Source organism: Dietzia maris, from assembly GCF_014144855.1.
In the GTDB taxonomy this organism is placed as follows: domain Bacteria; phylum Actinomycetota; class Actinomycetes; order Mycobacteriales; family Mycobacteriaceae; genus Dietzia; species Dietzia kunjamensis.
Genome location: NZ_JAALDN010000170.1, coordinates 1 through 13,600, shown reverse-complemented (window position 1 = coordinate 13,600; position 13,600 = coordinate 1). Strand labels below are relative to the sequence as shown.

The 13,600-nt window shown below is 69.4% G+C and carries 15 protein-coding genes; 9 read left to right on the top strand and 6 right to left on the bottom strand.

Annotated features, from left to right (window positions below; genetic code table 11):
* The 8 genes from G6024_RS06335 to G6024_RS06300 form a co-directional block, all read left to right on the top strand.
* The coding region (locus G6024_RS06335; RefSeq protein WP_159148313.1) for an ATP-binding cassette domain-containing protein at nt 1-319 on the top strand (319 nt) is incomplete at its 5' end.
* Nucleotides 320-446: 127 nt separating this feature from the next.
* The gene (locus G6024_RS06330) at nt 447-1,931 is read left to right on the top strand and encodes a DUF1538 domain-containing protein (protein WP_159148312.1); all 1,485 of its coding nucleotides are present in this window, start codon (nt 447-449) and stop codon (nt 1,929-1,931) included.
* A complete protein-coding gene (locus G6024_RS06325; protein WP_159148311.1) occupies nt 1,928-2,278 on the top strand; it encodes a P-II family nitrogen regulator in 351 nt (116 codons plus the stop codon). The genes G6024_RS06330 and G6024_RS06325 overlap by 4 nt, the downstream gene beginning before the upstream one ends.
* A gap of 48 nt (nt 2,279-2,326) precedes the next feature.
* A complete protein-coding gene (locus G6024_RS06320) occupies nt 2,327-2,716 on the top strand; it encodes a CBS domain-containing protein (RefSeq protein ID WP_159148310.1) in 390 nt (129 codons plus the stop codon).
* 88 nt (nt 2,717-2,804) lie between these two features.
* Entirely contained in the window at nt 2,805-3,497 is a 693-nt protein-coding gene (locus tag G6024_RS06315; protein ID WP_159148309.1) for a phosphatase PAP2 family protein, read from the top strand.
* Nucleotides 3,498-3,614: 117 nt separating this feature from the next.
* Nucleotides 3,615-5,006 carry an NAD(P)/FAD-dependent oxidoreductase gene (locus G6024_RS06310; RefSeq protein ID WP_159148308.1) on the top strand — a complete coding sequence of 464 codons (1,392 nt, stop codon included), beginning with the start codon at nt 3,615-3,617 and terminating at the stop codon, nt 5,004-5,006.
* Between the two features lie 123 nt (nt 5,007-5,129).
* A complete protein-coding gene (locus G6024_RS06305) occupies nt 5,130-5,693 on the top strand; it encodes a dihydrofolate reductase family protein (protein ID WP_159148307.1) in 564 nt (187 codons plus the stop codon).
* 250 nt (nt 5,694-5,943) lie between these two features.
* A complete protein-coding gene (locus G6024_RS06300) occupies nt 5,944-7,368 on the top strand; it encodes an MFS transporter (protein ID WP_159148306.1) in 1,425 nt (474 codons plus the stop codon).
* A 77-nt stretch (nt 7,369-7,445) separates the two neighbouring features.
* Here G6024_RS06300 and G6024_RS06295 read toward each other — a convergent pair whose 3' ends face one another.
* Nucleotides 7,446-7,622 (bottom strand): hypothetical protein, encoded by a 177-nt coding sequence (locus tag G6024_RS06295; protein ID WP_182640326.1) that lies wholly within the window; start codon nt 7,620-7,622, stop codon nt 7,446-7,448.
* A 304-nt stretch (nt 7,623-7,926) separates the two neighbouring features.
* Here G6024_RS06295 and fmdA point away from each other — a divergent pair, with 304 nt between their 5' ends.
* Entirely contained in the window at nt 7,927-9,309 is a 1,383-nt protein-coding gene (gene fmdA, locus G6024_RS06290) for a formamidase (RefSeq protein WP_159148305.1), read from the top strand.
* A 2-nt stretch (nt 9,310-9,311) separates the two neighbouring features.
* Here fmdA and G6024_RS06285 read toward each other — a convergent pair whose 3' ends face one another.
* The 5 genes from G6024_RS06285 to G6024_RS06265 all read right to left on the bottom strand — a co-directional run.
* Nucleotides 9,312-9,809 carry a beta-class carbonic anhydrase gene (locus G6024_RS06285; protein WP_159148304.1) on the bottom strand — a complete coding sequence of 166 codons (498 nt, stop codon included), beginning with the start codon at nt 9,807-9,809 and terminating at the stop codon, nt 9,312-9,314.
* An 84-nt stretch (nt 9,810-9,893) separates the two neighbouring features.
* On the bottom strand, nt 9,894-11,108 hold the full coding sequence (locus G6024_RS06280) for an oxidoreductase (RefSeq protein WP_159148303.1): 1,215 nt from the start codon (nt 11,106-11,108) through the stop codon (nt 9,894-9,896).
* A 162-nt stretch (nt 11,109-11,270) separates the two neighbouring features.
* The gene (locus tag G6024_RS06275; RefSeq protein WP_159148302.1) at nt 11,271-12,182 is read right to left on the bottom strand and encodes an NAD(P)H-binding protein; all 912 of its coding nucleotides are present in this window, start codon (nt 12,180-12,182) and stop codon (nt 11,271-11,273) included.
* Nucleotides 12,179-12,436, bottom strand: coding sequence for an HPr family phosphocarrier protein (locus G6024_RS06270; protein WP_096906493.1), 258 nt, complete (start codon nt 12,434-12,436; stop codon nt 12,179-12,181). The genes G6024_RS06275 and G6024_RS06270 overlap by 4 nt, the downstream gene beginning before the upstream one ends.
* 61 nt (nt 12,437-12,497) lie before the next feature.
* A partial coding sequence (locus G6024_RS06265) for a PTS fructose transporter subunit IIC (RefSeq protein ID WP_182640325.1) occupies nt 12,498-13,600 on the bottom strand: 1,103 nt, incomplete at its 5' end.

The window sequence follows — 13,600 nt, the reverse complement described above, 5'->3', positions numbered from 1 at the left end:
CCACGCCCGCGAGCGCGCGGACGAACTGCTCGGCGTGGTGGGACTGGGTGACGCCGCGGACCGGTCGGTCGGGGCGCTGTCCGGCGGGCAGCGGCAGCGAGTGGCCGTGGCGCGCGTCCTGATGAGCGGGCCGTCGCTCCTGCTCGCCGACGAACCGACGAGTGCGCTGGACTCCGCGTCCGGTGGGGTCGTCATGGACCTCCTGCTCGGTACGGCGCGTGAGCTCGACGTGGCGCTCATGCTCGTCACACACGACGCCACGATGGCGGCCCGGTGCGACGCGCAGGTCCACCTGGTCGACGGCGCCGTCACGCACTGATCGCCCGGAAGGACGCACCCCCGCGGTCGGCGGGCACGGCGGTTTCGCCCACGCCCGCGACGCCCTGCGGGAGACTGGGATCCAGCCCGCCTGTCGACACCGACACCGGAAGAGGACCCCAGCCGCGATGGAGCATCTCAGCCACTTCGCCCTGGAGTTCCGCAAGGCGCTGAGGAATCTGTTGCCCATCGTGGCGGTGGTGGTGGCCTTTCAGCTGCTGGTCTTCCGCCGGATGCCGGAGGATCCTCTGCAGCTGGTGGCCGGCCTGGTGATCGTGGGGGTGGGCATCGCCCTGTTCCTCCAGGGGCTGGACCTCAGCGTGTTCCCGGTGGGTAAGAATCTCGCCAACCAGTTCACGCGCCGCGGGGCCCTGGGACTGCTGCTGACCTTCGGTTTCTTCATCGGATTCGCCGCGGTCGTGGCCGAACCGGCCCTGATCGCCGTGGCGGAGCAGGCGGAACTGATCAGCGAGGGGCGGATCAACGGGATCGTGCTCCGGGTGGTCATCGCCGTGTCCGTCGGCCTCGTGCTGGTCCTGGGAATTCTGCGCGTGCTGCGGGGCTGGCCGGTTCACCGGATACTGATCGGCGGCTATGCGCTGGTCCTCGCGGCCACGTTCGTGGCCCCGCCGGAGATCGTGGGCCTGGCCTACGACTCCGGGGGCGTGACCACCAACGTCGTGACGGTGCCGCTGATCGCCGCGATCGGGATCGGGCTGGCGAACTCGATCCGGGGACGCAGCGCGCTGACGGACGGCTTCGGTCTGGTGGCGTTGTGCGTGATGGTGCCGATGATCGGTGTGCAGCTCTACGGGATATGGGTGTACACGTTCGGTGGCGACGGCGGCGAGCCGCTCCCTGGAGCGCAGCACTCCGGCGGTGTCCCCTGGTGGCTGGAGCACGTGGTGGGCCTGGCCGAGATGGTCCGCGACGTGGCTCCCATGGTGATCGTCGTCCTGTTCTTCCAGTACGTCGCACTGAGGCGCCGGCTGTCCCACCCGGTTCGGGTGGCAGTGGGGTTCGTCATGGTCCTCGTGGGGCTCTACGCCTTCGTGGTGGGCCTGAAAATGGGGCTCTTCCCGCTGGGCACACAGATGGCGGAGCAGCTCATCGAGCTTGACGCGCCGGCTCTGATCCTTCTCTTCGCGCTGCTCATCGGCTTCGCCACCACCATGGCCGAGCCGGCGCTGCTGGCCATCGCCGGACAGGCCGCGCACGTGTCACCGGCCGGGATCAACGCCACCGCCATCCGACTGGTCGTCGCCTCGGGGGTCGCGGTCGGCATCGCCCTGGGGGTGTACCGCATCCTCGCCGGCGGGCCGTTGCACTACTACATCATGGTCTCCTACGCGGTCGTGATCGCTCTGGTGGCCCTGGCTCCGAAATACATCGTCGCCCTGGCCTTCGACCTCGGCGGAGTCACCACCTCGGAGGTCACGGTGCCACTGGTCACCGCGCTGGGAATCGGGTTGGCCAGCGCGATCGAGGGCCGAAGTGCACTACTGGACGGGTTCGGGCTGATCGCGTTCGCCTCGATCTTCCCCATCATCTCCGTTCTGCTGTACGCGATCGTCCTGGAAAGAATCCCCCGCCTGCGGAAGGAACCGTCATGAAATTCACGGCCGTCGTCGTCATCGCTCCTCCTGATCTGGAGGACACCGCAATCGAGATCGCCCAGCGAGCCGGCGCCACCGGGGTGACGATCATGGAGGGCAAGGGGATCGGAGGGGAGGAGAAGAAGACCTTCTTCGGCCTGACCTTCGAGGGCTCCCAGTCCGTCCTGCTGATGGTCGTGGGGACGCACCTGGCGACCCCGATCCTCAAGGCCCTGCACGAGATCCTGGTCGACGGGGACAACTCCCGGGGCATCGCCTTCAACGTGCCCGTCGAGCATCTCACCGGAATCGACGCCCGGCAGCTGGTGAAGTTCGAGGACTTCATGCGCCGGGAGGACACCTGAACCGCCCGCCCCCGCCCCATTCCGACACGGAACCCTCAGGAGGACCCCATGCTGACCGTCCGACAAGTGATGGTGCCCGAGGTGGTCACCATCTCCCCCTACGCCACCCTCCGCGAGGCGCTGTCCGAAATGCGCGCCAACCGGGTCAAAAGTCTCGTGGTGGAGCGGCAGCATCCCCACGACGCGTTCGGTCTGCTGAGCTACAACGAACTGCTGCGTGTCGTCGTGGCCGAGGAGGGTGACGTCGACCTGCTCAACGTCTATGACGCCGCGGTGAAACCGGCCGTCACGGTGGGCGAGGACCTGTCGGTGAACCAGGCCGCCACCCTCATGGATCGCTACCACCTGAACCGGCTGGTCGTGATCCGCGGCAACGACCTCGTCGGGCTGCTGGCGATGAACGACATCATCGCCCGGTTGATCGACGAGCTCGCCTGAGCCGCCACCGAGCCGGTTCCCGGGAACCCGCCACAGGGCGTCGGTAGTTTTTCCTGATTTTCCTCGTGCGTGTCCCTACGCTGGGGCGATGAAGACCGACGACGGCGACGCCCGGCCCGCCCCGGAGGCGTCCGGGTGGCGTGCGCCGGCGACGGCTGCCGGGGTCCTCCTGGTGCTCCTGGCGGTCTTCGCCGGCCTGGCCTTCGCTGTCTCCGACGACGGGAACGTCTCGCTCGACCGACCGGTGATGATGTGGGTGCACGGGGCGACGACGCCATGGCTCACGGCCGCCGCGGAGACCGCGAGCTATCTCGGTGGTCAGTTCGTGCTCGTGGCATCCGTCGTGATCGCGCTGCTGCTGTGTGTCGTGCGCAGAGTCGGGGGCGCATTCCTCGTGCTGGCCGCCGTGTACGGGTCGTCCAGGCTCAACGTCGCCCTCAAGTCCGTCTTCGAGCGATCACGCCCGGATTTCTGGGAGCACCTGTCGGCGGAGAACACCTTCTCCTTCCCCAGTGGGCACGCGATGGGGTCGATGTCGCTCGCGGCTCCGCTCGTCGTCCTGACCTGGAGCACCCGGTACCGGTGGGCCGCACTCGTGGCGGCGGTGCTCTACGTCCTCGCGGTCGGCGCGTCCCGCGTCTATCTGGGGGTCCATTTCCCCAGCGACGTCCTCGCGGGTTGGTGTCTGACCGTGCTGTGGGTCGGGATCGTCGTGGTGGTCCTGCTGCTGGTGACCCGCGTGCTCCGCCGGTACGCGCCGACGCTCGCGGAATGGGTCTGAGTCCGGCTCAGCACGGTTTGGCTGCTTGCGACCCCGGTCCGTTCGGGCGGTCTAGGATCGGCGGGAGTGGGCCCCGCGGGGCTCGGAACCCGGACAGTAGTGGGTCGAGGAGGCGCCATGACCATGAACTCTCATCCGGTGACGGATGCTCATGCCCCGGCGGGTCGACGCCACCGCGTCGTCATCATCGGGTCGGGTTTCGGAGGACTCGCCGCCGCCCGCGCCCTCGACAAGGCGGACGTGGACGTCACCCTGGTCGCCAGGACCGGCCACCATCTCTTCCAGCCCCTGCTGTACCAGGTGGCAACCGGGATCCTGTCCGTCGGGGAGATCGCACCATCCACCCGGTTGGTACTCCGCGACCAGCAGAACGCCACCGTCGCCCTCGGCGAGGTGGACCGGATCGACGTGGGCGCACGGACCGTCCATGCGACCGCCGGGCACGTGGACTTCGAGCTCGAGTATGACAGCCTCATCGTCGCCGCCGGCGCCAACCAGTCCTACTTCGGGAACGATCACTTCGAGCGCTGGGCTCCCGGAATGAAGTCCATCGACGACGCCCTGGAGCTGCGGAGCAGGATCATGGGCTGCTTCGAGCAGGCCGAGGTGACCGAGGACGAGGCAGAACGTCGCCGCCTCCTCACCTTCGTGGTGGTGGGTGCCGGCCCCACGGGCGTGGAGATGGCCGGACAGATCGCGGAGCTGGCGCAGCGCACGTTGAAGAACAGTTTCCGCCGGATCGACCCGGGTCGGGCCCGCATCATCCTGATCGACGCCGCCCCCGCCGTGCTGCCGCCCTTCGGCGCCAGTCTCGGCAACGCCGCCCGCAGGCGGTTGGAGCAGTTGGGTGTGGAGATCCAGCTCAACGCCATGGTGACCGATGTGGACTACAACGGGATCGAGGTCAAGGACCCGGACGGATCGCTCCGCAGGATCGACACGACCTGCAAGATCTGGTCGGCCGGCGTCCAGGCCAGCCCACTGGGCCAGATGCTCGCAGACCAGACCAGTGCCGAGGTGGACCGGGCGGGCCGCGTCCTGGTGAACTCCGATCTCTCGTTGCCCGGACACCCGGAGATCTTCGTGATCGGCGACATGATCAGCCTCGACAACCTGCCGGGCGTGTCCCCCGTCGCAATCCAGGGCGGCAAGTACGTGGCCAAGCAACTCGTCCGCGAGGTCGAGGGGGGACGGTCACCGTCCGAGCGCCCGCCGTTCAAGTACTTCGACAAGGGGTCGATGGCGACGGTGTCGCGCTACAGCGCGGTGGCCAAGATCGGGCCGCTCGAACTCCACGGCTTCCTCGCCTGGGTCCTGTGGCTGGTGGTGCACCTGGCCTTCCTCATCGGCTTCAGGAACCGCGTCATCACCCTGCTGTCCTGGGGACTGCACATCGGTGACCACCGGTCGCACCTGAACTCCACCGCCCGGTGGGTCTACGCGCGTCAGGCCATCGCCGAGGCGCAGGAGCGGGATCGCCGGGACGCCGACCGCGCGGTGCCCGACTGACGCGGTGCCGGTGCGGGACCCGGCCGCCGAATCGCGGCAAACGCTCAGGCTGGGACCTGCACACGGCACTACACTGCCCACATCACGACTGCCCGTATCACGTGAATGGGCTGGAGGACCGCCATGGGCACGCTGACCTACACCGTGACCGTCTCCGTCGACGGGTACGCCGCGGACGCGAGTGGCGACTTCAACTGGTCGGCCCCGAGCGGCGAGGTGTTCCGGTTCCACGTGGAACGCCTGGGGCCGGTCGTCCACGAGGTGCTCGGTCGGCGAACGTACGAGCTGATGGAGTACTGGCAGTCCCCGCCCGAGGACGATTCGTGGAGCCCGGACGAGCACGAGTTCGCGGAGCGGTGGAAGGCGATACCGCGCACCCTGGTCTCCTCGACACTGACCGCCGACGACCTCGTGTCCGATCGTGATCGCCTGGTCCCGCGCCTCGACCTGGACACTCTGCGCCGCATCGTCGATGAGGCCCCGGGCGAGGTCGAGATCTTCGGGCCCACCACGGCCGGCGCGGCGATTCGCGCCGGGATGGTCGCGGACCTCCGGTTGTTCGTCGTCCCCAGGGTCGTGGGCGGCGGACTGCGCGCGTTGCCCCCGGACACGACGCTGGACCTGGAGCTCGCCGCCCACCGCGTCTTCGCCAACGAGACCGCCTACTCGCACTATCGGATTCGCTGAGCCGGCACGCGGCATCACCTGCCCGACGCCTGCGCCGCATCACCCGCACCACCCCCGCGCGCCCCGGTGATGGCGGCGGGATTGGACACCGTGCGCGACGATCGCGAAAATCGACGGGCTGATCTGTGCCACGTGCGCAGCCACCATCGATCAGGGTGACCCACATCACCTGGCCGCCTAACCTTGTCGCGGTCGACGGTCGATGGTCGACAGCAGATTGCCCTCGCCGTTCAGACGTCCTAGGAGGAACATGGCAACGCCGGACGGGTCCACCGGGCCGCACGGGACCGGTACCGCGGTCCCCGAGACGATCTCGGCCGAGCCGGTGCCCCGGCGCCGGATCATCCTCGCCTCGCTCATCGGGACCACGATCGAGTTCTACGACTTCTACATCTTCGCGACGGCCGCGGTGTCGGTCTTCCCGCTGCTGTTCTTCGCGGGCGGTGACTCGGGCACCGCACTGCTGGCCTCGATGGCCACGTTCGGTACGGCGTTCATCGCGCGGCCGCTCGGGTCCATCGTCTTCGGCCACTACGGGGACCGTCTCGGCCGGAAGGTCACCCTGGTCGGCGCGCTGCTGACCATGGGTATCGCGACGTTCCTCATCGGTCTGTTGCCGACGATCCACCAGATCGGCCTGTGGGCGCCGGCGATGCTGACGATCCTGCGCTTCTTCCAGGGCATCGGCCTCGGCGGTGAGTGGTCGGGTGCGGCGCTCCTGGCCTCCGAGACGGCGCAACCGGGGAAGCGCGCGTTCGCCGCGATGTGGCCGCAGCTCGGCGCGCCGTTCGGTTTCATCCTGGCCAACGGCATCTTCCTGCTGCTCACGATCTGGTTCTCGTACGACTCGACCGCGGCGGAACTGGGCGACCCGTTCCTGGTGTGGGGGTGGCGCCTGCCGTTCCTGTTGTCGATCGTGATGGTCGCCGTGGGTCTCTACGTGCGGCTCCGCATCGAGGAGACGCCGGTATTCGCCCGGGCGATCGCCAACAACGAGCGGGTCAAGACCCCGGTCTCGGAGGTCTTCCGCAGGAACTGGTGGGAGATCATCCTCGGTACGTTCATCATGCTGGCCACGTACGGCCTGTTCTACCTGATGACCACGTGGGTCCTGTCGTTCGCGATCGGTGGCGCGGACGCCGGCGGGCTCGGTTACGGGTACCGGTCGTTCCTGATCATCCAGGTGATCGCGATCGTCCTGTTCGCCGCGTTCGTGCCGGTGGCCGGCCTCCTGGCCGACAAGCTGGGGCGCCGTCGGATGCTGATCGGCGTCACCGCCGCCATCATCCTGTTCGGCCTGAGCTTCGGCTGGTGGCTCAACCCGGACGCGATGGGTACCGGCGAGGACCTCGACGTGGTGCGGATGCTGCTCTTCCTGTGCGTGGGCATGACGCTCATGGGGCTGACGTTCGGGCCGATGTCCGCAGTGCTGCCCGAGTTGTTCCCCACCCACACCCGCTACACGGGCTCGGGGGTGGCGTACAACTTCTCCGCGATCCTGGGCGCGGCGCTGACCCCGTTCGTCGCGGTGTGGCTGGTGCAGAACTACTCGGTCGCCTACGTCGGCTACTACCTGGTCGGTCTGAGCGTACTCACCATCATCTCGCTGGTACTCGCTCCGGAGACCAGCAAGACGTCTATGTATTCGGACGAACCCGGTAGTCGAACGAACTGACTCCGCGGGCCGACCCGCCCACGACAGAAGACCCCGGGACCGATGTGGTCCCGGGGTCTTCTCTGTTTCCGGACGGCTCAGGAGAAGCCGCCGAGGAGGTCGGTGGGGAGCAGCCCGGTAAGCGAGTCGGTCGCGCTGCCGAGGTCACTGCCGGATCCCTGGAGCAGGGATCCCAGTCCGAGCGAACCGAGGAGTGGGGCGGCGAGGGAGCCCGCCGCGAGAGAACCGAGAGAACCGAGGGCGTCTGAACCCATGTCAGGGGTGTCCTTTCGTCGGGGTCATGAGTCGATCCGGGCCATGCCCGTCACGACGCTGCCGAGGCTAACAGCGATCCGGTCCGCGCTCGACCCCCGCGCGATCGTTCCTGCAGCACGCGAGAGGCGAAAGGGCGACGACGACGAGGAGTTCCGTCGGAATCAGACGTCTGGCCTCCCTCATCTGCTCGGACCCGCTCTCCGCTCGTAAATGATGGCGGGGTGCACGGCGTCCGGTTGTCGTCGGTTGTCAGATCAGTCACGGTTGAAGTGGACGCACATCGACGCGACGCAGGGGGTAACGGTGCCCGACGTGATCTTCCCACTCGACCCGAACCGCCCGTTCGACGACCAGGAGCTCATCGGGCACAGTCGATGGCATCCCGAGATCCCGCCCGTGGCCACGGTCCGACCCGGTCAGACCTTCCGCGTGCACTGTCGGGAATGGTTCGACGGCGCGATCCGTAACGACGACTCGGCGGAGGACATCCTCCGGGCGCCGTTTCACGCCGGGCACAAGCTGAGCGGCCCGTTCGCCGTCGACGGCGCGAAACCGGGCGACCTCCTCGTCGTCGACATCGTCGACATCGGGCCCACCTCCACCGACGAGCTCGGCCCCCTCGCCGGCCAGGGCTGGGGGTACACGGGGATCTTCTCCCCACGCAACGGCGGCGGATTCCTGGGCCACCACTTCCCCGACGCCTACAAAGCCATCTGGGAGTTCGCAGGCGGACGCGCCACCTCGCGCCACATCCCCGGCGTGGGCTTCACGGGCGCTCCGCACCCCGGCCTGATGGGCACCGCACCGTCGGCCGACCTGCTGGCGAAGTGGAACACGCGAGAAGCAGCGTTGGTCGCGACCAAGCCGCTCCGCGTCCCGCCGCTCGCGCTTCCGCCACTGCCCGACGGGGCCCTGCTCGGTCACCTCGCGGAGGACGACGCCCCGCGCGTCGCCGCGGAGGCCGCCCAGACCGCCCCGCCCCGGGAGAACGGCGGCAACCAGGACATCAAGAACCTCACCACCGGCAGCCGAATCTACTACCCGGTGTTCGTCGACGGCGCCAACCTCTCGGTCGGTGACCTGCACTTCTCGCAGGGCGACGGTGAGATCACCTTCTGCGGTGCGATCGAGATGGGCGGCTACATCGACCTGCACGTCGACGTGATCCCCGGCGGCATGGCCACCTACCGCGTCCACGAGAACCCGGTGTTCGTCCCCGGCGACGGCGGCCCGCGCTACGACGACTGGATCTCCTTCAGCGGCATCTCGGTGACGGAGAAGGGCAAGCAGCGCTTCCTCGACCCGTACCTGGCCTATCAGCGGGCGTGCCTGAACGCGATCGACTACCTCACCGCCTTCGGCTACACCCGGGAGCAGGCCTACCTGCTCATCGGCGCCGCCCCGGTGGAGGGGCACCTGTCGAGCGTGGTGGACATCCCCAACGCGTGCGCGACCCTGTACATCCCGACCGCGATTTTCGACTTCGACGTCAGACCCGATGTCGACGGGCCGCACCGGATCGAACGTGGGACGGCCGTTCCGAGGGCCGAGGCCTCCCGGCTGCCCGACGAGCTCGTTCTCCGTGCGGTTCCCAAGGAGAAGAGCCGACTTCTGCCTTCCGCCCGGCGGTTGGCGGGCCACCGGGTGCGCCCGCTACGCGACGCGATCAGCCGAATCTGGCGCTAGGGCTATCCGCGGGCGACCTCGCGCAACTCGCCGGTGCCGACGTCGTAGACGAAGCCGCGCACCGCGGTGCTGTGCAGCAGGAACGGATCGGACTCGACCCGGGCGATCGACTGGCGCACGTCGGCCTCCGGCTCCGGGAACGACTCCGGCGCCCAGCGTGGCCGCACGCCGGTGTCGGACTGGATCTGGTCCTTGAAGTCGTCGTCGCGGAAGGTGAGCATCCCGCAATCCGTGTGGTGGATCAGGACGATCTCCTCGGTGCCGAGCAGGCGCTGACTGATCGTCAGTGAGCGCAGGACGTCGTCGGTGACCACGCCGCCGGCGTTGCGGATGACGTGGGCGTCGCCCTCGGTCAGGCCCAGCAGGCCGTACGGGTTGAGGCGGGCGTCCATGCAGGCCACCAGGGCGATCTTCCGGCCGGGAGGCATGGGCAGGTCGCCCTTGTCGAAGTCGGCCTGGTAGGCCTTGGCGGCCTCGAGCAGTTCATCGGTGACGGTCATGGCCGAAGGCTAGTCCCGGTTCGGCGGGCCCGCCAGAGTTGGTCGGGTAGCGGCAGCTCACGCGGCCGACCGCGGCGCGGCGGGTCAGGCGGGGGAGCGCAGCGGCATCTCGTGGACCTCGCGCACGAACTCCGGCAGCGGCCCGGCCTCGCGCAGGACCTGCGCGATCGACGGGTCCGCCAGGTGGAGCCGGCCCACGGAGATGAGATCGAACTCGCCGCGCTCCATGCACTCCACGACCGCATCGATGTTGTCGGCGGCGATGGCCGGCTTGCCCGACTTCTGCTCGCGCAGGGACGTCCCGATCCCCACCCCGCCCACCGCGCCGGTCGGCAGTCCGGTGAGCCTGCGGGCCCATCCGGCCAGGGACACCTCGCCGTCGTCGCCCCCCAGGTCCGGGAAGGCCGGGTCGTTGAACCGCCTGGTCGAGGCGTCGAGCAGGTCGACGCCCGCGTCGGCGAGCGCGCCCAGGTAGACAGCCAGCTCGTCGGGGGTGGTCGCCTTGCGGACGGTGTAGTCCTGCTGGGTGTGCTGGGAGAAGCGGTAGAACAGCGGCGCGTCGGGGCCGATCGCCCCACGGACAGCCGCGACCACCGCGGCGGGGAAGCGGCTGCGCGCGGCAAGGTCTCCGCCCCAGTCGTCGGTGCGACGGTTGGTGTCGGCCCACACGAAGGCGTCGAGCAGGTACCCGTGGCCGCCGTGTAGCGTCACGCCGTCGAAACCGGCCTCCATCGCCAGGCGCGCCGAGCGGGCGAACGCGTCGATGACCTCGGAGATGTCGCCGTCGGTCATCGGCGGTACCTCGGGCGACCACCGGGCGACGCTGCGCTCGGAATACGTGGTGACGCCCGGGGTGCCCCACCGGCCGGACGGGCGCATGGGGTGCATCTCCATCAGCCGGTCGCGGTGGGCCCGGTCGAAGCGGGCGTTGGCCCCCCACAGTGGGCCGACGTGCCACAACTGGGCGATGATCCGGCCGTCGGCGGCGTGGACGGCGTCGGTGACCACGCGCCACGCGGCCACCGACTCCGGACCGTCGAGGCGGGGGATCGCGGAGTGGTCGACCGAGGTCGGATGGTCCACACCGATCCCCTCGGTGACGATGAGGCCCGTTCCGCCCGCTGCGCGGTCGGCGTAGTAGTCGCGGTTGACCTCGTCCGGCAGACCGTCCGGGCACCCCATGCGGGTCATGGGGGACATGACGAGGCGATTGGCCAGATGCAGGGACCTCACCTCGAGGGGGCGGAACAGGGCTTCACGGCCCGGGGCGACCGGCGGGGTGGCGATACGCGACGTCATGATGCGCGACCTCTTTGTTTCCTCGGGCGGTCGTCTCGGGCCTCGATCTCGAGACTCTCGCGGGTTGACGAGTGTCAGTTGTGATCGAGGTTACCTAAGCGGCGTGGTGGATGCCGCATCGACGGTGCCCGCCCCGGACATCACACCTGGCCGGCCGCGTCCCTAGCCGGCCGCGTCATCGAGCGCGACCCGGATCGCCTCGTCGATCCCCGTCATCTCCCAGTCCCCGGGGAGCAGCCCCGCGGCGGGATCGCCGACCACCATGTCGTGTTGCAGGCTCTCGATCAGCGCACTGACCGTCGCTCCGTCCTGATCCACCAGGGGTGCCAGTCCGGCGGCGACGAGGTCCCACGGCACCCCGGGCACGGGGAGGCGCACCGTCGGCAACCCGGCGATGCGGGAGTAGCGCGCGAGCAGTGCGGGATAGGTCAGGGCCTCGCCGCAGCCGAGGTCCGCGTGGCCGGTCCGGGGCTCACCGTCCAGGGCATGGCACAGGGCCTCCACGACGTCCCGTTCGGCGACGGGCTCGACCCTCCGGTGCCGCATCCACCGGGGCACCGGCTGGACGGGGAGCAGTTCGCAGAGCGTGCGGAGGACCTCGAAACTCGTTGAGCCCGCGCCCAGGATCACCCCGGCCCGCAGCGTGAACACGGGCGTGGGCCCGGCTGAGAGCAGCGACTCCACCTCGAGCCGGGACGCCATGTGCCTGGACAGCGGCAGGCGGTCGTCCCCCGAGGGGGCCAATCCGGAGACGTAGACACACCGCTCCGTGCCGGCGGCGGCCATCGCCCGGCGCATCGCCTCCGCGCCCTCGGCGTCCTCGCGGCGGAAGTCGGCGCCGGCACCCATCCGGTGGACCAGGTAGACCACCTCGTCGACCCCGTCGAGGGCCGCCGCGAGAGTCGGGGGGTCGAGGACGTCGCACCGCACGGTCTCGACGCGATCGGACCAGGGGTGCGTCGCGGCACGACCGGCGTCCGTGACGCCGGCCCGAACGCGGTGACCGCGGTCGAGCAGGGCGGGTACCAGGCGCGAGCCGAGATTCCCGCCGGATCCCACGACCAGGACGGTCATTCCGCGTCGAGATCCTGCTCGATGAGCGCGGCGATCTCGGCCACCGCGTCGGCATCCTCTCCGCTGACGGTCACCGTGGCGCCCTTCTCGGCGCCGAGCGCCATGATGAGCATCGCGGACGCGGCGTCGGCCTCCTCGTCGTCGTAGGCGATCTCGATGTCGGTCTCGTACTTCTCGGCGGCCTCGGCGATGATCCCCGCGGGGCGGGCGTGGAGGCCCTCGGCCGATCCGACGGTGACGGTGGTGCTGGGCATGGTGTCTCCTCTGTGTATTCCGGTGGCCGGGGGTTCCCCCGTCATCGTGCAGGCTCGGGTGTCAGGCCGCGACCGGCTGTGCTGCGGCAGCCGGGGCCGGGGTGGGCTCGCGGCGGGTGGTCTTGGCGACCACCACGGCCGCGCACGCGACGAGGGTGCCGGCGAGGATTGCCAGCAGGTAGCCCCAGACCGGGTTGATGGCGAACACCACGAACAGCCCGCCGTGGGGCGCGTACGACTCGACCGAGAACGCCATGATGAGCGCACCGGTCACGGCGCCACCGGCCATCATCGACGGGATGACGCGGAGCGGGTCGGCGGCGGCGAAGGGGATCGCCCCCTCGGTGATGAAGCTGGCGCCCAGCAGGAACGCGGCGCGGCCGTTCTCCTGCTCCACCGGGCTGAACAGGCGCTTGCGCACGACGGTCGCCAGGCCCATCGCCAGTGGCGGAACCATGCCGGCGGCCATCACCGCGGCCATGATCCGCAGCGTTGCGGGGTTGTCGGCGACCAGCCCGGCCGTGGCGAACGTGTACGCCGCCTTGTTGATCGGCCCGCCCAGGTCGAAGCACATCATCAGTCCCAGAATGACGCCCAGCAGGATCACCGAGGAGCCGGTCATGCCACCCAGCCACGACTCCATGGCGGAGGTCAACGAGGCTAGCGGACGGCCGAGCAGCAGGAACATCAGCAGGCCGATCGCCAGCGAACCGATGAGCGGGATGAGCACCACCGGCATGAGGCCTGCGAGCCACCGCGGGGTCTTCCAGGTGGTCATCCACCGCACGAGGTAGCCGGCGAGGATGCCGGTGACGAGCGCGCCGATGAACCCGGCACCGAGGGTCGCCGACAGCGCACCGCCGACGAAGCCCGGCGCGATGCCGGGACGGTCGGCCAGGCCGTAGGCGATGTAGCCCGAAAGCACGGCGATCATGAAGCCCATCGCGGCCTGGCCGATCGCGAACAGCACGGCTCCCATGTAGAGCCGCAGCCCGGAGTGGGTGAGGGCTTCGGCCCCGGCGGTCCCGGCGGACACGATCTCGCCGTCGAGGTACCACACCTCCCCGGGCAGGTCGGTGAGTGAGAACCCGGTGGCGAGCTCTTCCCACACGAACGCGACGTCGTACCCGGCGAACAGGAATCCCAGCGCGAGCAGTAGCCCGC